This is a genomic window from Martinezella sp. CNPSo 3959 (genome assembly GCF_057784355.1).
This window is the reverse complement of record NZ_JBXSOV010000006.1, coordinates 1-17,980: the sequence shown is the minus strand read 5'-3', so window position 1 is coordinate 17,980 and position 17,980 is coordinate 1. Positions and strand designations below refer to the sequence as shown.

18 protein-coding genes and 1 pseudogene are annotated in these 17,980 nt (G+C 60.9%); 7 read left to right on the top strand and 12 right to left on the bottom strand.

Features of this window, described 5'->3' with window-relative positions; translation table 11 throughout:
* Window positions 1-36 precede the first annotated feature (36 nt).
* Window positions 37-939, top strand: coding sequence for an EamA family transporter (locus AC13RE_RS15185; protein ID WP_488563540.1), 903 nt, complete (start codon window positions 37-39; stop codon window positions 937-939).
* 142 nt (window positions 940-1,081) lie between these two features.
* On the opposite strand, the gene AC13RE_RS15180 is transcribed toward AC13RE_RS15185, so the two are convergent.
* The 11 genes from AC13RE_RS15180 to ffh form a co-directional block, all read right to left on the bottom strand.
* Window positions 1,082-2,962: an ABC transporter ATP-binding protein gene (locus AC13RE_RS15180; protein ID WP_488563539.1), complete on the bottom strand. Its 1,881-nt coding sequence runs from the start codon at window positions 2,960-2,962 to the stop codon at window positions 1,082-1,084.
* A 259-nt stretch (window positions 2,963-3,221) separates the two neighbouring features.
* Window positions 3,222-4,631: a 3-isopropylmalate dehydratase large subunit gene (leuC, locus tag AC13RE_RS15175; RefSeq protein ID WP_112607907.1), complete on the bottom strand. Its 1,410-nt coding sequence runs from the start codon at window positions 4,629-4,631 to the stop codon at window positions 3,222-3,224.
* 68 nt (window positions 4,632-4,699) lie between these two features.
* Window positions 4,700-4,822, bottom strand: coding sequence for a hypothetical protein (locus AC13RE_RS15170; RefSeq protein ID WP_280117190.1), 123 nt, complete (start codon window positions 4,820-4,822; stop codon window positions 4,700-4,702).
* Between the two features lie 83 nt (window positions 4,823-4,905).
* Complete coding sequence (locus AC13RE_RS15165) at window positions 4,906-5,784, bottom strand: amino acid ABC transporter permease (protein ID WP_488563538.1); 879 nt, start codon at window positions 5,782-5,784, stop codon at window positions 4,906-4,908.
* A 34-nt stretch (window positions 5,785-5,818) separates the two neighbouring features.
* Entirely contained in the window at window positions 5,819-6,616 is a 798-nt protein-coding gene (locus AC13RE_RS15160; RefSeq protein WP_015341482.1) for a basic amino acid ABC transporter substrate-binding protein, read from the bottom strand.
* 211 nt (window positions 6,617-6,827) lie between these two features.
* Window positions 6,828-7,370, bottom strand: coding sequence for a 50S ribosomal protein L19 (gene rplS, locus AC13RE_RS15155; protein ID WP_015341481.1), 543 nt, complete (start codon window positions 7,368-7,370; stop codon window positions 6,828-6,830).
* Between the two features lie 269 nt (window positions 7,371-7,639).
* On the bottom strand, window positions 7,640-8,332 hold the full coding sequence (trmD, locus tag AC13RE_RS15150) for a tRNA (guanosine(37)-N1)-methyltransferase TrmD (protein WP_488563537.1): 693 nt from the start codon (window positions 8,330-8,332) through the stop codon (window positions 7,640-7,642).
* A 24-nt stretch (window positions 8,333-8,356) separates the two neighbouring features.
* Window positions 8,357-8,950, bottom strand: a complete 594-nt coding sequence (rimM, locus tag AC13RE_RS15145; RefSeq protein ID WP_488563536.1) for a ribosome maturation factor RimM — start codon at window positions 8,948-8,950, stop codon at window positions 8,357-8,359.
* A 175-nt stretch (window positions 8,951-9,125) separates the two neighbouring features.
* Window positions 9,126-9,488 carry a 30S ribosomal protein S16 gene (rpsP, locus tag AC13RE_RS15140; RefSeq protein ID WP_113345201.1) on the bottom strand — a complete coding sequence of 121 codons (363 nt, stop codon included), beginning with the start codon at window positions 9,486-9,488 and terminating at the stop codon, window positions 9,126-9,128.
* Window positions 9,489-9,613: 125 nt separating this feature from the next.
* Window positions 9,614-9,916, bottom strand: coding sequence for a chorismate mutase (locus AC13RE_RS15135; protein ID WP_092717298.1), 303 nt, complete (start codon window positions 9,914-9,916; stop codon window positions 9,614-9,616).
* A gap of 18 nt (window positions 9,917-9,934) precedes the next feature.
* Window positions 9,935-11,503, bottom strand: coding sequence for a signal recognition particle protein (gene ffh, locus AC13RE_RS15130; RefSeq protein ID WP_488563535.1), 1,569 nt, complete (start codon window positions 11,501-11,503; stop codon window positions 9,935-9,937).
* A 376-nt stretch (window positions 11,504-11,879) separates the two neighbouring features.
* Between ffh and AC13RE_RS15125 the strand changes: the two genes are divergently transcribed.
* Together AC13RE_RS15125 and AC13RE_RS15120 are read left to right on the top strand one after the other, a co-directional pair.
* Window positions 11,880-12,869, top strand: coding sequence for a hypothetical protein (locus AC13RE_RS15125; RefSeq protein ID WP_488563534.1), 990 nt, complete (start codon window positions 11,880-11,882; stop codon window positions 12,867-12,869).
* On the top strand, window positions 12,866-13,882 hold the full coding sequence (locus tag AC13RE_RS15120) for an MBL fold metallo-hydrolase (protein WP_488563533.1): 1,017 nt from the start codon (window positions 12,866-12,868) through the stop codon (window positions 13,880-13,882). The genes AC13RE_RS15125 and AC13RE_RS15120 overlap by 4 nt, the downstream gene beginning before the upstream one ends.
* Window positions 13,883-13,943: 61 nt before the next feature.
* Here AC13RE_RS15120 and AC13RE_RS15115 read toward each other — a convergent pair whose 3' ends face one another.
* A complete protein-coding gene (locus AC13RE_RS15115; protein WP_374819425.1) occupies window positions 13,944-14,387 on the bottom strand; it encodes an SRPBCC family protein in 444 nt (147 codons plus the stop codon).
* Window positions 14,388-14,610: 223 nt separating this feature from the next.
* Here AC13RE_RS15115 and AC13RE_RS15110 point away from each other — a divergent pair, with 223 nt between their 5' ends.
* The 4 genes and pseudogenes from AC13RE_RS15110 to AC13RE_RS15095 form a co-directional block, all read left to right on the top strand.
* Entirely contained in the window at window positions 14,611-15,192 is a 582-nt protein-coding gene (locus AC13RE_RS15110) for a hypothetical protein (protein ID WP_488563532.1), read from the top strand.
* A gap of 131 nt (window positions 15,193-15,323) precedes the next feature.
* Window positions 15,324-16,229: a diaminopimelate epimerase gene (dapF, locus tag AC13RE_RS15105; protein ID WP_488563531.1), complete on the top strand. Its 906-nt coding sequence runs from the start codon at window positions 15,324-15,326 to the stop codon at window positions 16,227-16,229.
* Window positions 16,226-17,500, top strand: a complete 1,275-nt coding sequence (mtaB, locus tag AC13RE_RS15100; RefSeq protein WP_488563530.1) for a tRNA (N(6)-L-threonylcarbamoyladenosine(37)-C(2))-methylthiotransferase MtaB — start codon at window positions 16,226-16,228, stop codon at window positions 17,498-17,500. Before dapF ends, mtaB begins: the two co-directional genes overlap by 4 nt.
* An 18-nt stretch (window positions 17,501-17,518) precedes the next feature.
* A pseudogene (locus AC13RE_RS15095) lies at window positions 17,519-17,980 on the top strand (signal recognition particle-docking protein FtsY); the annotation flags it as partial.

Here is a 17,980-nt window from a genome sequence, read left to right as displayed (position 1 = left end):
TTATCTTGAAGTCAAGATAAATTTGAGGCCAAGGCCATGAATCGGAATTTCGACCTGTTGCTCACCGCCATCGCGCCGGCGATATGGGGCAGCACGTATTTAGTGACAACGCAGTTTTTGCCGGCCGGTTACCCATTGACTGTCGCTATGCTCCGCGCACTGCCCGCCGGTCTGCTGCTGCTCCTCATCGTGCGGCGGCTGCCGCATGGGGTCTGGTGGCTGAAGTCGCTGGTACTTGGGGCGCTGAATTTCTCCATCTTCTGGTGGCTGCTGTTCATTTCGGCCTATCGGCTCCCCGGTGGCGTGGCCGCGACGGTCGGTGCCGTGCAGCCGCTGATCGTCATCGTGCTGGCGCGCTTGCTGCTGGGATCGCCGATTCGCAGCCTTTCGATTGTTGCCGCGATTGCCGGTATCGGTGGTGTCGCGCTGCTGATCCTGACGCCGAATGCGACGCTCGATCCGATCGGCATTATTGCAGGCATCGGCGGCGCCTTCTCCATGGCGGCCGGAACCGTGCTCAGCCGCCGTTGGCGGCCGGATGTTTCGCCGCTAACCTTTACGGCATGGCAGCTGACGGCGGGCGGCGTGCTTTTGCTGCCGGTGGCGCTGCTGCTCGAGCCGCTGCTACCGCATCTGACCGGCGCCAACATTCTCGGCTTCGCCTATCTCGGGCTGATCGGCGCGGCGCTGACTTACATTCTCTGGTTTCGGGGCCTGTCGCGGCTCGAGCCCTCGATGGTTTCGCCGCTCGGCTTCCTCAGCCCAACCATGGCCGTGATCCTGGGGTGGGCAGTGCTCGGCCAGCAGCTGAGCCCGATGCAGATGTTCGGCATTGTCGTCGTGCTCTGCAGCGTCTGGCTCAGCCAGCGCGCGCAGCAGGCTCCACCCACCGAAAAATCAGCACCTACCGGGCGCCCGGCAACCGCGTCAAGAAGATAGAAGGCTACTAAAGCGCGTGGCGATCTTTCAGATTCGCTCGCCGCCCTTTGGGCTCTTGATTTTGCGCACGTCGTTATCGCAAAATCGCTTCATATTTTTGCGCGACATGCTTGAGGCAACAGTTGCCTCCAGACTTCTGACATCAGGTCGTAGACGATGTCGGCAGGAGTTCGTTGATGTCGTCGGGAATAAATCCACCGGTCTGGCGTTTCCAGAGGCGGGCAAACAACCCGTTCTGCCCGATCAGTTCTTCCGGCCTGCCCTCCTCGACGATGCGGCCATGATCCATCACGACGATGCGGTCCATCCTGGTAATTGTCGAAAGGCGGTGGGCGATAGCGATCACCGTCTTTCCCTCCATCACGAGGTTCAGCCTTTCCTGGATCGCGGCCTCGGATTCGCTGTCCAGCGCCGAGGTCGCCTCGTCGAGCACCAGGATCGGCGCATCTTTCAGGAGGACGCGGGCGATGGCCACCCGCTGGCGCTGGCCACCTGACAATTTGATGCCTCGATCGCCGACGAAGGCGTTATAGCCTTTGCGGCCCTCGCTGTCGGCAAGGTCGGCGATGAAGCCATCGGCGCTCGCTATTTTCGCAACCCTTTCAACCTCTTCCTGCGTCGCCCCCGGTCGGCCATAGCGGATATTGTCGCCGACCGAGCGATGCAGCAGCGCCACATCCTGCGCGATGACCCCGATCGCGCGGCGAAGACTTGCCTGTGTGATGGCGCGGATATCCTGCCCGTCGATCCGGATCGCGCCGTCCTCGATATCGTAGAAGCGCAGGAGCAGGTTGGCGAGCGTCGTCTTGCCTGCCCCTGAGAGGCCGACAAGACCGACCTTTTCACCCGGTCGCACGGTCAGCGAAAGATCGCCGATGACGGGCTTGCCAGATTTGTAGGCGAAACGGACGTTCTCGAAGCGGATTTCGCCGGTGGGGACGACAAGGTCCTTTGCGTCCGGCCCATCGGTGATGGTGGGCGGTGTCGTCATGACCGGCATCGCGTCCTTGATCGTGCCGATCGCCTGGAAGATCTGCTGGCCCATCTGCAGGAATGTAAACGTGTGACCGGAGAAGCGGTTGAGAACATAAACGGCGGCCGTGAATTCGCCGATCGTGACGAAGCCATCCACGAGCCCGGTAAAGCCGATCGAGAGGATTGCCAGCCAGTGCATCATGTTGAGGACGACGACGATGACCTCAGAGGTGCGGTAAATGCGCTGTTCACTCTGCTGAGCTTCGATCGCCTTGCCGATTATGCCTCTAATCGCGCCGGCCTCGCTGTCTTCCGCGGCGAATTGCTTGACCATTTGCATATTGGCGTAGAGGTCGGTGATGGCGCCGGAAATCAGGCTGCGACGCTTGGCCGAACGGCGAGAGCGTTCAGTGAAGACGGGCGCCAGCCTGATGGCGAGAAGCACGTTGAGCGTGATCCAAATGATGGACGGAAGGGCAAGCTGCCAGGAGAGCGCGCCCAGAAGGATGACGGAGCCGATCATCTGCATGATAAAGCGCGGGATGGACTGGAAGGCCGAAATGACCTGCTGCTGCACGGCTGACGCTACCTGTTGCAGGCGCGAGGCGACCTGGCCGGCATAGAGATCGTGGAAGAAGGCGAGGTCCTGCCGCTCCACCGCCCTGTGGCCCTGCCATTGAATGGCGGCCGGCATGCCGATGCCAAGCGTATGCGAGTTCAGCGTATTGACGAGGAAAGAGCCGATTGGGATGCAGGGGAAAAGCATCAGGCCAAGGAAGATCAACAGCATCCGGTCGTTGTGCAGGAAGGCGGCAGCGCCCTGTTGCGTGACGCCGTCGACGATGACGGACAGGCCCCAAACGATGGTCAGGCTCATGACTTCAATCGCCATGGTGCAAAGGGCGAGTGTGATCAGGATGCCGCGAAACATCAGGACGAAGTGAAGAAGGACGGCCCATGGCCCGTTTGACGGCAGCGGCCGGTAGGGAATGTCGAGCGGCCGGATCAGGCCTTCGAAGGGGCGGTAGATCGCATCTGAAATCGACATGGGCTTCTCGGATCAAAAAATCGGGAGGAGCGCGGGGGGATGAGCCAGACGGGCTGCATAAAATCACCTTCCGCCTGCAATCTCAAATAGAAACTTTAAAAATATAAGGGAAAGCAGATGTCGTGAAAGCCAGGCCTGAAGCGGTAGGGCTGAGAGCTGTCGCTGAACTCCGAGATAGACGGCTCAGGCGGGAGAATTTTCACAGCAGCAAAAAAGGCGGCTCGGAGGCCGCCTTTTGCTGTCAATCAATCGAAGCCGATCACTTCCACTCACGGATATCGACGAAGTGGCCGGCGATTGCGGCGGCGGCGGCCATGGCCGGCGAGACCAGATGGGTGCGGCCCTTGAAGCCCTGGCGGCCTTCGAAGTTGCGGTTCGAGGTCGAGGCGCAACGTTCGCCCGGCTTCAGGCGGTCGTCGTTCATGGCGAGGCACATGGAACAGCCGGGCTCGCGCCAGTCGAAGCCGGCAGCCTTAAAGATCTTGTCGAGACCTTCGGCCTCAGCCTGCTCCTTCACCAGGCCAGAGCCCGGAACGATCATGGCGTTGACCGTGGAAGCCACCGTCTTGCCTTCGACGACCTTGGCGACTGCTCGGAGGTCTTCGATACGGCCGTTGGTGCAGGAGCCGATGAAGACGCGGTCGACGTTGATCTCGGTTATCGGCGTGCCCGGCTTCAGGCCCATATAGTCGAGCGCACGCCACTTGGAGGTACGCTTGGTCTCGTCCTGGATTTCATCGGGGTTCGGGACGATGCCCTGAACGGAGATGACGTCTTCCGGGGAGGAGCCCCAGGAGACGATCGGCGGCAGGCTTGCGGCATCGAGCTTGACGATGCGGTCGTAATGCGCGCCTTCGTCGGACTTCAGCGTCTTCCAGTAGGCGATCGCTTGTTCCAGCGCTTCGCCTTTCGGCGCGCGCGGCTTGCCCTTGATATATTCGAAGGTGATTTCATCCGGAGCGATCAGACCGGCGCGGGCACCGCCTTCGATCGACATGTTGCAGATGGTCATGCGGCCTTCCATCGACAGCGAGCGAATGGCTTCGCCGGCATATTCGATGACGTAGCCGGTGCCGCCAGCGGTGCCGATTTCGCCGATGATGGCGAGGATGATGTCCTTGGCGGTGACGCCCGGCGGCAGCTGGCCATCGACCTGCACCAGCATGTTCTTGGCCTTCTTCTGGATCAGCGTCTGCGTGGCGAGCACATGCTCGACTTCGGACGTGCCGATACCATGGGCAAGCGAGCCGAAGGCGCCGTGGGTCGAGGTGTGGCTGTCGCCGCAGACGATGGTCATGCCGGGCAGGGTGAAGCCCTGTTCGGGGCCGATGATGTGAACGATGCCCTGGCGTTTGTCGTTTTCGGAGTAGTATTCCACGCCGAATTCGGCGGCGTTCTTGGCGAGCTGCTCGACCTGAATGCGGCTTTCTTCGTTCTTGATGCCGAGATGACGATCCGGCGAGGTCGGCACGTTGTGGTCGACGACGGCAAGCGTCTTCTGCGGCGCGTGAACCTTGCGGCCGGTCATGCGCAGGCCTTCGAAGGCTTGCGGCGACGTCACTTCGTGAACGAGATGACGGTCGATATAGAGAAGACAGGTGCCGTCTTCTTGGGCGTCAACCAAGTGGTCATCCCAGATTTTGTCGTACAGTGTGCGTGGAGCGCTCATGGCTACAAATCCATATTGGCATTGTCGAAAGGGGATTGACGGATCAGGACCGCCGGCCTCGGGTGTGATCAGCGAAGTCGGCTGTTGAGCGCGCCCGAAATCATCGCAAAGAAGCGTGCCGGCAGGCGCTTATGGTCCTGCAGCACGAAAGCCGTGACGTAACGTCCGTCTTTGCTCATGATCTTACTCATGGCCATGCTCATATCAATTTTCAAAACTTTCGGCAATGGCGACGACAGGCTGTATCGGAGCGGCCGTCATCCAGCCGCAACAATCACACCTGCGCGCCGGGCGGCTGGCCCGCGGCCAGGCGGGGGAAGGCGGAGCGGTCGCTGCCGGAGCGGCGGCGCATCCAGGCTTCGAGCTGCCTGAGCAGCAGCGACAGACCGATCGTCAAAAGCAGGTAGATGAAGGCGAGGATCGACAGCGTTTCGAAGTAGCGGAAATTGGCCGAATAGTAGAGCTTGGCGAGCTGGCTGATATCGGCAACCCCGAGTACGGAGACCAGCGAACTGTCCTTCACCATGGCGATGAAATCGTTCGACAGCGGCGGCAGGATGACGCGGATCGCCTGGGGAAAGACGACGAGGCGGAAGCGCTGAAAGCGGGTGAGGCCGAGTGCCTTTGCAGCTTCGATCTGGCCCTGGTCCACCGCCTGGATACCGGCGCGGAAGATTTCGGCGATGAAGGAGGAATAGGCGATTGTCAACGCGATGATCGTGCGCCAGACGAAGGGCACGTCGCGGGTGACGAGCGGGCTTGCCCAGCCGGCGGAGATCAATGGCGAGACGACGACGTTATAGACGGCGACAAAGGCCGGCGTGCCGACGAATGCGATGTAGGAAAGTAGCACCAGTATCGGGATGCCGCGCACGATCTCGATATAGAAGCGCGCCACCTGTCGCAGCACGAGGAAATCCGACAGGCCGAGTAGCGCCAGCCCGAGGCCGAGCAGCACGGCCAGCGCAAAAGCCACCAGCGTCACGAAGACCGTGACGCCGATGCCATTCAGCAGAAGAGAGAAAATCTGGGCATAGAGGCCGTTCGCCGCAATTGCGAATGAGGCGACGATGCCGAGGATAGCGAGGGCGACCAGCCACCAGGGAAAGTCTTCCTTGCCGCGGTGCCCGCCCGGGCCTGCCAAAGGCGCCATCAGAGCGGGCTTCCAATATATCGATCTTTAGAATTCATTGGCCCATCTTGTAGTCGAGGAACCACTTCTTGTTCAGCGCGTCGAGCGTGCCGTCGGCCTTGAGGCTGGCGATGGCGGCATTGATCGGGGCGACGAGATCGGAACCCTTCTGGAAGATGAAGCCGAAATCCTCGGTGCCGAGCGGACCGCCGACGAGCTTCAGGCCGCCATTGGAGGCATCGACATAGCCCTTGCCAGCGGTGCCGTCCGTCAGCACCGTATCGACGTCACCGGTCTTCAGCGCCTGCACGGTGGCGCCGAAGGTTTCGAAGGTTTTGATGCGCGGGTTCTGCTCGTTGCCGTCCAGCACCGAATAGACGGCGGTGTAGAAGGGTGTCGTGCCCGGCTGCGCACCGATCAAACCGTCCTTGAAGGCGGCGAAGCTCTTGGCATCCGTGAAGCGCTTCTCGTCTCCGCGCACGAGCATAAACTGCTCGGAGCGCATGTAGGGGTCGGAGAAATCGACCTTCTGCTTGCGGTCGTCTTTGATGGTAATGCCGGTCATGCCGATGTTGTACTGGCCTTCGGAAACGGCCTGGATCATCGCGTCCCAGCTGGTGTTCTGGTACTCGACCTTGAAGTTCAGGCGCTTGGCGATCTCGTTCATCGCGTCATATTCCCAGCCGATTGCCTTGTTCGTCTTTGGATCGATGAACTGCAGGGGCGGATAGGCATTCTCGGTAACGACGACGACCGTCTTGCCGTTCAGGTTCGGCAGATCGGCGGCGAAGGCAGCGAAAGGTGCAAGCACGAGGGCGCTGAGGCCCAGAAGGAACGAACGACGAAATGCCATGGAAATCTCCCCGATTAGCGTGGCGGAAAACTGTCATATTTGGAAAGCTGATGGCAAGGCTATTGCCATCGCAGCGATTATAAAAAAGGAAAAGCAGGTCTAAAACGTAAGGCTGTCGAAGAAATTTCCGTTTGCGCGTCGCCTTGCGGCAGACAGCAAAAAGGCGACCCGAGGGCCGCCTTCAAGCTTTGCGATCCGTATGGATCGAAACTTATTCTGCTGCCGGCTCGGCTGCTGCGGCTGCAGCAGCTTCTGCAGCTGCCTTTGCTTCTGCGGCTTCGGCTGCTGCCTTCTCGGCTGCGAGTGCCTGAGCGGCTGCAACCTTCTCGGCTTCGATGCGTGCCTTTTCTTCGGCGAGAGCCTGACGCTCGGCATCGTTGAGCTTGCGGGCGCGGGTGCCGGTGTTTTCGACGATACGGGCAGCCTTGCCGCGCAGGTCGCGCAGGTAGTAGAGCTTGGCGCGACGGACCTTACCGCGGCGAACGACTTCGACGCTTTCGATCATCGGCGAGTAAACCGGGAATACGCGCTCGACGCCTTCGCCGTAGGAGATCTTGCGAACCGTGAAGTTTTCCTGCAGGCCGCCGCCGGAGCGAGCGATGCAAACGCCTTCATAGGCCTGAACGCGGGTACGGTTGCCTTCCGTGACCTTCACGTTGACGCGAACGGTGTCGCCGGCGGAAAATGCGGGAAGGGTGCGCTTGGCTTCGATCTTGGCAGCCTGTTCGGCTTCCAACTGCTGAATGATGTTCATAGTATCAACCTCGTTGTTGCTTCAACAGCCAGAGCGCTCATCATTCTATCTCTGGTCGGACCGTTAGATCACGCCTCGGATATATGCCCGTTCAGGCAGGAGCGAATACGTCTGCTCTTCTTTGCTGGTTGATGGGAAATTTCCCATGCCGGGCGCGCACATACCCTATTGTCACGCGTTTGTCACCCCTTGGCGAGGAATTAAGTGGCGCTTGTCGGCAGTTTCGCGGGCATATTTCAAGGATCTCGCTCATCCAGCCGGTGCTGTCGTTATTTCTTCTGCAATTCGTCCAACAAATCCGGCCGACGCTCTCGCGTCAGCTCTTCAGCCTTTTCCCTTTGCCATTTGGCGATTGCCGCGTGGTTGCCGGAGGTCAGGATTGCCGGAATCTCGCGGCCTTCCCAGATCTGCGGGCGGGTATAATGCGGATGCTCCAGCAGGCCGCCTTCGAAGCTTTCGTGCAGGCCGGAGAGGTCGTTGCCCATGACGCCGGGCAGGATGCGGACGATGGCGTCGAGCAGGATCAGCGCAGCCGGCTCGCCGCCCGAGAGGATATAGTCGCCGATCGAGATTTCCTCGAGGTCGCGGCCGTCGATGACGCGCTGGTCGACGCCTTCGAAGCGGCCGCAGACGATGATAACACCTTCGCCGTTTGCAAGCTCGCGCACGCGCTTCTGCGTCAGCGGCTTACCGCGCGGGCTCATCAGCAGGCGCGGACGGCTGTCATTTTCGCTCGCATGGTCGATGGCGCGGGCAAGCACATCTGGCTTCAGCACCATGCCGGCGCCGCCGCCGGCCGGCGTGTCGTCGACGGTGCGGTGCTTGTCGGTGGCAAAATCACGGATCTGTACAGTGTCGAGCGCCCATTGCCCGCGTTCCATCGCCTTGCTGGCAAGCGACGTGCCGAGATGGCCCGGGAACATCTCGGGATAAAGCGTCAATATGGTCGCCCGGAAACTCATGGCGCGCTCACTTCCCAATAAGGATCACCTCTTCTTCGGCTTGCTCTGCGGCTTCTCGGGTGTTTCCGGCTTTTCTGGTTTGCCGATCAGGTCGTCGGGGCTGTCGACCAGGCCAGCGGCCAGCGGGTCGATCAGGATCTTGCCGCCCTCGAGGTCGATTTCAAGCACCGCGGCTTCGGAAAAGGGGATCAGCACCGGGCGCTTGCCCGGCCCCTTCAGCTCCAGCAGATCGCCGGCGCCGAAATCATAGACGCCGCTGACCGTGCCGTAGCCGGTACCCTGGTCGTCGACGGCCTCCAGCCCTTCGAGATCGGCATAGAAGAATTCGTCGTCGTCGAGTTCGTCATCAGGCAGGTTGTCGCGCTCGATATAGAGTTCCAGGCCGTTCAGCGCCTCGGCGGCGTTGCGGTCGTTGACGCCGCGAAAGCGCACCACGACCACATTCTTGGCCTCGCGGATTTCCAGCACCTCGAAGCTGCGGCCGTCCATGCTGTGCAGGTGACCGTAATCGCCGAGCGCGGTCGGATCCGAGGTATAGGCGCGCGCTCGCACCTCGCCTCTCAAGCCTTGCGCGGCGCCGATGGTGGCCATCAATACCGGGTTTTGCAGTTTCGTCATGGTCTCTTCGCCGATTACCGGGATTATGCAGCAGATCCGAATTGCTCCAGCGACCTTTGCGCGTGACGCGCGGCGCTGTCGTTGGTTCTCTCATAGGCTGAACATTTGCCGATGGGAAACAAAAAACGGGCGGCATGTTGCCATGCCGCCCGTTTTCGACAGTCACAAGGACCGATTATTCAGAAGCAGCAGCAGCGGCGTCAGCAGCCTTCTGTGCCTTTTCAGCGGCGCGCTCCTGGGCGCGCTTGCCCGGCTTTGCCTTTTCCGGGTTGTTCTTGGCTTCGCGCGTTGCGATGCCGGCTTCGGCGAGGAAGCGCAGAACGCGGTCGGTCGGCTGTGCGCCGTGGTCGAGCCAGTGCTTGATGCGCTCGGCCTTGAGTTCAACGCGCTTGGCGTCGTCCTTGGCAAGCATCGGGTTCCAGGAGCCGAGGGTCTCCAGGAAACGGCCGTCGCGCGGCGAGCGAGCGTCGGCTACGACAACGTGGTAGTACGGGCGCTTCTTGGAGCCACCGCGGGCGAGACGAATTTTCAGTGCCATGTTAATTCTCCTTAGGCTTTTCGTGACCGCTTCGTTGTGCGGTATGGTTACGTCGCGCTGCTTTTTTCGTGCCGTGTAATCCCCGTCGAAAACGTCCTGCGTCTTCTGGGTCACGCGGCCAGGGATTACCCTTTGAAATCCGCAGCGATCTGTTCATGATGCCGGATGACTTCCTTGATGACGAAGTTCAGGAACTTCTCGGCGAAATCCGGGTCCAGATTTGCGTCCTTTGCCAGGCGGCGCAGGCGCTCGATCTGAAATTCTTCGCGCGCCGGGTCGGCCGGCGGCAGGTCGTATTTGGCCTTCAACACGCCGACCTCTTTGGTGCAGCGGAAGCGTTCGGCCAGCATATGCACCAGTGCGGCATCGATATTGTCGATCGACTGGCGGTAGTTGCCCAGTTGGGCTTTGACATCTGGATCAATCATGGGGGTCAACGATCCTTTTCACTTCTTCTTCGGCAAACCGGGGAGCCCCGGGAAACCACCGCCGAGGCCTGGCAATTTGGCGCCACCGAGACCCGGAAAACCGCCGCCGCCGCCCAGACCCGGCAAACCACCGGGACGGCCGAGACCAGCGGCTTCGGCCTGCTTCTGCAGGGCTTCGAGTTGCTTGGGGTCCATGTTCGACAGGTCGGGCATACCGCCGGCCATACCGCCGAGGCCCATCTTGCCGGCAAGGCCGCCCATCAGCTGCTTCATCATGCCGCCTTTGCCCTTGCCGCCCATCATCTTCATCATGTCCGCCATCTGGCGGTGCATCTTCAGAAGCTTGTTGATGTCGGAGGCGTCGGTGCCGGAGCCGGCGGCGATGCGCTTCTTGCGGGAGTGCTTCAAGAGATCCGGATTGGCGCGCTCGGCCTTGGTCATCGAGGAGATGATGGCGAGCTGGCGCTTGAACAGGCGGTCGTCGAGGCCGGCAGCGGCCATCTTGTCCTTCATGCCCGACATGCCGGGCATCAGGCCCATGATGCCACCCATGCCGCCCATTTTCTGCATTTGGCCAAGCTGATCAGCAAGATCGTTAAGGTCGAACTTGCCCTTGGCCATCTTGGCGGCCATGGCGGCCGCCTTTTCGGCGTCGATATTCTCCGCGGCCTTTTCGACGAGCGAAACGATGTCGCCCATGCCGAGGATGCGGTCGGCGATGCGGCGGGGATGGAATTCTTCCAGCTCGCCCATCTTTTCGCCGACGCCGATCAGCTTGATCGGCTTGCCTGTCACGGCGCGCATCGAAAGGGCCGCACCGCCGCGGCCGTCGCCGTCCATACGGGTCAGCACGAGGCCGGTGATTCCTACGCGCTCGTCGAAATTGCGGGCGAGGTTGACGGCGTCCTGACCGGTCAAGCTATCGGCGACCAGCAGGATTTCGTGTGGATTGGACTTCTTCTTGATATCCGCCATCTCGACCATGAGCGGCTCGTCGATATGCGTACGGCCGGCGGTGTCGAGGATGACGACGTCATGGCCACCGAGCTTGGCGGCCTGTACGGCGCGTGCGGCGATATCGGTCGGCGACTGGCCTGATATGACCGGAAGCGTGTCGATGCCCGTCTGCACGCCGAGCTGGCGCAGCTGCTCCTGCGCCGCCGGGCGGCGCGTGTCGAGCGAGGCCATCAGGACCTTCTTGCGGTCGCGGCTCGTCAGGCGGTTGGCGATCTTGGCCGTGGTCGTGGTCTTACCCGAGCCCTGCAGACCGACCATCATGACGACGACCGGGGCAGGCGCGTTGAGATCGATGCCCACGCCTTCGCCGCCGAGCATTTCGATGAGCTCGTCATGGACGATCTTGACGACCATCTGGCCGGGCTTGATCGACTTCAGGATTTCGGCGCCAACGGCCTTTTCACGGACGCGATCGGTAAAGGAGCGAACGACATCCAGCGCCACGTCGGCTTCGAGCAGCGCTCGGCGAACCTCGCGCAATGCCGCGGAAACATCGGCTTCCGAAAGCGCGCCGCGGCCAGTCAGTCCATTCAGAATGGAACCAAGACGGTCCTGGAGGTTTTCAAACATCGGTTCTTCCTTATCGATCGCTTGGGATTGGACTTGGCGCAACTTTGCGCGGTTCCTCGCCCGAAAACGTCGTGCTTTTCCATGACGAAAACAAGACGCAAAGCCAAAAAGCACCCGAGGGCGCGTCGCGCTGTCGGGTGTTGACCTCCGGGATCTCTTTATACCTAAATGGGTCCCGGTCGGTGGCTCGGAGGCTTGTGCTCGTCGCAGATTGCGGGCGATAAACAGGAAAAGGCCGGCAAAGTCAACCCAATGCAGCCGAAATGCCTGAAATGCACGGATGACATCACCATATCGATGTCGATTTGACCGTATCACCGTTTTCAAATTGTTGTATCGATCCCAGCCGTCAAGTGATTCCCCGAGACCGTTCCGAATGAATGATGCAGCCCTGACCGATCTCCTCGCTGCCTGTCGCGCTTACGCCGGCGGCCGGGTCGACGCACGTTTCAATGCAGCCGCGCAAGCCTTCTACGCGAGTGCCAGGGCCCAGCCGAAGATCGCGGCGCGGGCGGCGCGCGAGCTCAGCCGCCTGCCGCCGCCTGGAGCCGCCGTTCTTGCCAATATGCTCGGCACCATCGTCGAAAAGGGCGGTGCGGTGGAGCGTAGCGGTCCGGCCGTCTGGGGGCTCTATCTGGCGTGGCTGCCGCAGATCCATCGCGGCTTTGCCGGCCGCAAGGAGCTGAGCCCACGGCAAAGGCAGCTGCTCGACGCTTTTCAACTGCTCGGCCAATCGGCAGTTTCGCATCTTTCCGGCATGCCGCAGGAGCGTGCACTTGCCGCTGGCAACAAGGCGCTGATGGCGCAGCTTGCGGAATTGCAGGATTACACGCCGGGGGCGGCTTGGGTTCGCCAAGTGCTTCTGAGCCGCAGCGACGATCTGCTGGTGCTGCACCTGCCGAGCCGCCAGGGTTTTCGTCTGCGCTATGAGAATATCGTCAACTGCTTTCATCTGTTCACGCTCGTCCAGGCGGCCTTCGGCGAGCGGCTTCCCGGCGGTCGAGCGCCTAACCGGTTCATTGTCGATATGGCGCGCTGTGTAACCGTGGCCGAAGAGGGCAATGACGAACCGTGGTGGCGCTACCAGACGGTGCGGTCGGATGAGCCAGGCCTTGCCGATATTTCCGGCGAGGAATCCGTCGAGACGATTTTCCGCATCGATGGTCGGCAGATCATTGTGCTCTCACCTCCGGTCGAAGGCGCGGCGTTGTGGGATACCAGCTTTTTCACGCCGCAGCTCTTTGCCATGCCGGCGAATGTCGTGCTTGAGGAGACGCTGACGCTTTCCGAAGCCGAAGAATGGTTTGCCAAAGCCGGCTTTCCCACCGCCGAGATGGCAGGTACCCAAGGAGCGGACAAGCCATGACAAGCTCCTCCGGCTCTGCCAGGAAGAATCCCTATTATCAAGGTCCGGTTTCCGATCATTTCGACGGCCAGCGCTTTTTCAACCCGGGCGGCGTAGCGCCGGGCAATGCGCTCGATCTTTTGCGCTGGCAGCTCGGCGGCGGGCGGGTGCGCTGGCCCAATCCCGTCATCAGCGCCTTTCCGCCGGCCAAGCCGGACCGGCATGTTTTCGGCGAGCAGATGCGGGTCACCATGGTTGGCCATGCCTCGATACTGCTACAGATTGCCGGGTTGAATATCCTGACCGATCCCGTCTGGTCGGAGCGGGTCAGCCCCTTCCGCTCCGTCGGGCCGAAGCGCGTGGTGCCGCCCGGCATCCGCTTCGAGGATCTGCCCCATATCGACCTCGTGCTGGTGACGCATAATCACTACGATCACCTCGACCTCGTGACCCTTGCCCGCCTGCAGCAGGGGCATCGGCCAAAGATCGTCACGCCGCTCGGCAACGATACGATCATCCGCCGCGCCGTTCCCGATGCCGACATCGCCGTTGTCGACTGGGGCGATCGTGTTGAGGTCAGAGGCGGCGTGACGATCGATACCGAGCCCTGCCATCATTGGTCGGCGCGCGGCATGGGCGACCGGCGCATGGCGCTCTGGGCGGCCTTCGTGCTTACGACGCCAGCGGGCAAGATCTATCATGTCGGCGATACCGGCTTTCACGATGGCATCAATTATGAGGCTGCCCGGCAAAAACATGGCGGCTTTCGCCTCGCGATCCTGCCCTTTGGCGCCTACGAGCCGCGCTGGTTCATGAAGGGCCAGCACCAGAATCCGGAAGAGGCTGTCAAGGGCATGAAGCTCTGCAACGCCGCCTATGTCGCCGGGCATCACTTCGCGACCTTCCAGCTGACGAATGAGGGGATCGATGCGCCCGTTCAGGCGCTGGATGCCGCGCTGAAGGCAGAAGGTGTGGAGGCGGATCGGTTTCGGCCGCTTCGGGCAGGCGAGGTTTTCGACGTGCCCGTCGTGTGAACATTGACGTTCAACCCCTTCTCCCTGCGGCAGAAGGGGTTGAACGTTGGGGTATCGAGCCTTACTGCTTAATCTCAGGCTCAACCAATTTCGCCAGATTGATCAGCGATTCCTGCCAGCCGAGATAGCAGGCTTCCGGCGGGATGACATCGGGGATGCCGGCCTGGGTGATGTTGACCTCGGTTCCCACCAGCACTTTTTTTAACGTCACCGTCACTTCCATTTGGCCGGGCAGGTTAGGATCGTCGAACCTGTCTGTGTAACGCACCAGTTCGCCGGGAACGAGCTCGATATATTCACCGCCGAAAGCGTGGACTTCACTGGTCGTAAAATTGCGGAACGACATCTTGAACGCGCCGCCGACTTTTCCTTCGAAGTGATGCACGCTGCAGGCAAAACCGTTCGGCGGCAGCCACTTGGCAAGTGCGTCGGCTTCGATGAATGCGCGATAGACCTTTTCCGGGCTGGTGGCGAGGACGCGGTGCAGGCTTATGGTATTCGGCATGGTCATAATCCCTATGGTTTTACGGAGTGGACGAGCCTAGGACGTGCAGGGGTTACGGTGATCCGACATGCGGAGTGAATTTTTTGAGGTAGTCGGTCATCGGGCAAAACCGACTATATAGCGATGGCCTCGAAGGCTGACTTCAATCGCTTCTAGTGTATTGAAACAACAACCGAAAGCATACCATATAGGCACTGACGGTAGTTTGAAGAGTGATTGCTGGATGAATGAGTCAATAAGCGGAAATGCAGGGCATCCGCTTGGCAAACCAATCAGGTTCGTTTTCGGGACTTGGCTGTTGCTCGGCATTCTACCTTTTCTCATCGCCATGGGCGGTATGATATTGGGTTATCGTTTCCTTCCATCGGCCGAATGGGCTTCTGAGACCAGTTCCTTTGGCAACTTCACGGGTTTGGCGCTGGGGATGTTGATGTGCGGACTCTTCTTGATCCGGCAAGATCTAATACCAGGAGGCGATATCAAGAAAGCCGGAGTCGTTTTATTCTCCCCTCTGTTCGGTTATGTTTTGGGGAGAAATGCGGTGCTCGTCGCTGGACCGATGGTCTTGGCTTTGGTGGCAGGGTATCACGTGGAGCTGCCTTATACGGTAGCACGCGCTAATAGGCCTAATGAGCGTCACTGCAATTCGCCGTTGGAACTTCAAGGGCTGCTATTTGCCTTCGACAGACTATGTGATGTCCCCGATGAGATCAGGAAAAGTCTCAGGCCTGGTATGCACATCGTAGTCGAAGGCCACGGCACCAGCTACGGCGTTTTCGCAAGCGCATTTCGCCGAGACGATTGAGGTCAGCGATTCGCCTTCCTCTCCTTGTTATCATCAAGGCCGACGTCGCAAGCCGAAGGATTATCACCCCACTGGTAATTCCCCCGCATTTCCGCCATATACAGCTCGAAAACACTGACGGACATGACATCATGAGCAATACGGTCGAATTCGCGAGGATGAACGGGCTTGGTAACAAGATCCTGGTCGTCGACATGCGCGGCCGCAAGGATGTGGTGACGCCGGCTGCGGCGATCGCGCTCAATGCCGATCCGGTCACCCAGTTCGACCAGATCATGGCGATCCACGATCCGAAGATTGATGGCACCGACGCCTGGATCGATATTCTGAACTGCGATGGCACGAAGGCGCAGGCCTGCGGCAACGGCACGCGCTGTGTCGTGCAGGCGCTGGCGGCCGAAACCGGCAAAAAGGTTTTCACCTTCCAAACCGTCGCCGGTATTCTCAATGCTCGGGAGCATGAGGACGGCACGATTTCGGTCGATATGGGCACGCCCGTCTTTGACTGGGACAAGATCCCGCTTGCCGAAGAATTCGCCGATACCAGCCGCATCGAGCTGCAGATCGGGCCGATCGACAATCCCGTCCTGCATTCGCCTTCCGTGATGTCGATGGGCAATCCGCACGCGATCTTCTGGGTGGACAGGGACCCGATGTCCTTCGATCTCGATCGTTTCGGTCCGCTGCTCGAAAACCATCCGATGTTTCCCGAGCGCGCCAATATCACGCTGGCGCAGGTGCTTTCGCCGACCTCGTTGCGCACCCGCACCTGGGAGCGCGGCGCCGGCCTGACGCTTGCCTGCGGTTCGGCCGCCTGTGCCGCCGCCGTCAGCGCCGCCCGCACCGGCCGCACCGGTCGCAAGGTGACGATCGAGGTCGCCTCGGCGCCTGCTCCGAGCAAGCTCACCATCGAATGGCTAGACAGTAACGACCATGTCGTTATGACCGGGCCGGCCGAATGGGAATGGTCCGGCACCGTCGATCCGGTGACTGGCAGCTTTTCGCGCGATCCGGAGCAGGGGGCTCAGGCGCGGTGAGCGGGGTCGAGGTCATTACCTTCGGCTGTCGTCTCAATACCTATGAATCCGAAGTGATGATGGCCGAGGCGGAGAAAGCCGGGCTCAACAATGCCATTCTGGTCAATACTTGCGCCGTGACGGGCGAGGCCGTGCGCCAGGCGCGCCAGGCGATCCGCCGGGCACGCCGCGACAATCCGCATGCCCGCATCATCGTGACGGGCTGCGCCGCGCAGACCGAGAAGCAGACCTTTGCCGAAATGACTGAGGTGGATGCCGTTCTCGGCAACGAGGAGAAGCTTAAGAGCGCCTCCTACCGCTCTCTGCCGGATTTCGGCGTTTCGGCGGAAGAGAAGCTGCGCGTCAACGACATCATGAGCGTGCGAGCCACCGCGCCGCAGATGATCCGCCATATCGACGGCCATGTGCGGGCCTTCATCCAGGTGCAGAACGGCTGCGACCATCGCTGCACCTTCTGCATCATTCCCTATGGCCGCGGCAATTCGCGCTCGGTGCCGATGGGCGCGGTTGTCGATCAGGCGCGCAATCTCACCGAAAGCGGCTATCGCGAGATCGTGCTGACGGGTGTCGATGCCACGAGTTATGGTGCTGATCTGCCGGGAACGCCCACGCTCGGCCTGCTTGCCAAAACTCTGCTGAAACAGATCCCGGAGATCCGAAGGCTGCGGCTGTCTTCGATCGACAGCATCGAGGCCGATCAGCATCTGATGGATCTGATCGCCGACGAGCCGCGCTTCATGCCGCATCTGCATCTCTCGCTGCAGCACGGCGACGACATGATCCTCAAGCGCATGAAGCGGCGACACTCGCGCGCCGATGCCGTGCGTTTCATTGAGGATGTGCGCCGTCTGCGCCCGGAGACGAGCTTCGGCGCCGATATGATCGCCGGCTTTCCGACCGAGACGGAAGAGATGTTTGCCAATGCCGTCGGTCTGGCTGAAGAGGCCGGTATCGCGCATCTGCATGTGTTCCCCTATAGCCCACGCCCAGGCACGCCGGCTGCCCGCATGCCGCAGCTCGATCGCGGCCTGATCAAGGAACGTGCCGCCCGCCTGCGCGAAGCCGGACAGAGATTGCACCGGGCGCATCTCGACAAGATGGTCGGCACGCGACAATGGCTGCTTGTGGAGAATGGCGGACTGGCGCATACGGAAAACTTCACGCTTGTCGCCGCCCCCGGCCTTCGGCCGCGCGACCTTGTGCAGGTCGCAATCACCGGCCACAATGGCAAGCACCTCGACATGCAACTTCTGGCCGCCGACGCGGCCTAATGCTTCAACGGACACTTTATGGCGCTTGGTTTCATCAAAAAAGTCTTCACCTTCGGCCGTGAAAAGCCGGCTGAGGAGCAGGCGCCTGCAGGGGATTTGGCTCGGGTTGACGCGCCTGTCGTGGATGTTTCGCCGGCTTCAGAACCTGCCGAGCCTGCATCACCCCCCTCTGTCCCTTCGGGACATCTCCCCCACGAGGGGGGAGATCGGTTGGAGGGTGAGGCGCCGATTGAGCAAGAGCAGCAGGCTGAAAGCCAGGCGGATGTTTCCGGCGCAAAGGGAATTGAGGCCGCTCAGTCTCTCGAATCCGAGCCGCAAGAGCAACCGGAAGATCGTCAGGCAATCGAACCGGAGCAACCTGCCGATCCTGAGGCCAATGTAGTTTCGGAAGAGCAGCCCATCGAACCGATCTCCCCCCTTGTGGGGGAGATGTCCGACAGGACAGAGGGGGGTGAGGAGCTCTCAACGAACTCCGAGGCT

Bases quoted from the DNA above. Each gene is read 5' to 3' on its own strand.
- AC13RE_RS15165 (WP_488563538.1), bottom strand. From the start codon at position 5,784: ATGGCGCCTTTGGCAGGCCCGGGCGGGCACCGCGGCAAGGAAGACTTT.
- trmD (WP_488563537.1), bottom strand. From the start codon at position 8,332: ATGAGTTTCCGGGCGACCATATTGACGCTTTATCCCGAGATGTTCCCG.
- AC13RE_RS15125 (WP_488563534.1), top strand. From the start codon at position 11,880: ATGAATGATGCAGCCCTGACCGATCTCCTCGCTGCCTGTCGCGCTTAC.
- rimM (WP_488563536.1), bottom strand. From the start codon at position 8,950: ATGACGAAACTGCAAAACCCGGTATTGATGGCCACCATCGGCGCCGCG.
- AC13RE_RS15135 (WP_092717298.1), bottom strand. From the start codon at position 9,916: ATGATTGATCCAGATGTCAAAGCCCAACTGGGCAACTACCGCCAGTCG.
- rpsP (WP_113345201.1), bottom strand. From the start codon at position 9,488: ATGGCACTGAAAATTCGTCTCGCCCGCGGTGGCTCCAAGAAGCGCCCG.
- AC13RE_RS15120 (WP_488563533.1), top strand. From the start codon at position 12,866: ATGACAAGCTCCTCCGGCTCTGCCAGGAAGAATCCCTATTATCAAGGT.
- AC13RE_RS15185 (WP_488563540.1), top strand. From the start codon at position 37: ATGAATCGGAATTTCGACCTGTTGCTCACCGCCATCGCGCCGGCGATA.
- AC13RE_RS15160 (WP_015341482.1), bottom strand. From the start codon at position 6,616: ATGGCATTTCGTCGTTCGTTCCTTCTGGGCCTCAGCGCCCTCGTGCTT.
- AC13RE_RS15110 (WP_488563532.1), top strand. From the start codon at position 14,611: ATGAATGAGTCAATAAGCGGAAATGCAGGGCATCCGCTTGGCAAACCA.
- AC13RE_RS15115 (WP_374819425.1), bottom strand. From the start codon at position 14,387: ATGCCGAATACCATAAGCCTGCACCGCGTCCTCGCCACCAGCCCGGAA.
- leuC (WP_112607907.1), bottom strand. From the start codon at position 4,631: ATGAGCGCTCCACGCACACTGTACGACAAAATCTGGGATGACCACTTG.
- AC13RE_RS15170 (WP_280117190.1), bottom strand. From the start codon at position 4,822: ATGAGTAAGATCATGAGCAAAGACGGACGTTACGTCACGGCTTTCGTG.
- rplS (WP_015341481.1), bottom strand. From the start codon at position 7,370: ATGAACATCATTCAGCAGTTGGAAGCCGAACAGGCTGCCAAGATCGAA.
- dapF (WP_488563531.1), top strand. From the start codon at position 15,324: ATGAGCAATACGGTCGAATTCGCGAGGATGAACGGGCTTGGTAACAAG.
- AC13RE_RS15180 (WP_488563539.1), bottom strand. From the start codon at position 2,962: ATGTCGATTTCAGATGCGATCTACCGCCCCTTCGAAGGCCTGATCCGG.
- ffh (WP_488563535.1), bottom strand. From the start codon at position 11,503: ATGTTTGAAAACCTCCAGGACCGTCTTGGTTCCATTCTGAATGGACTG.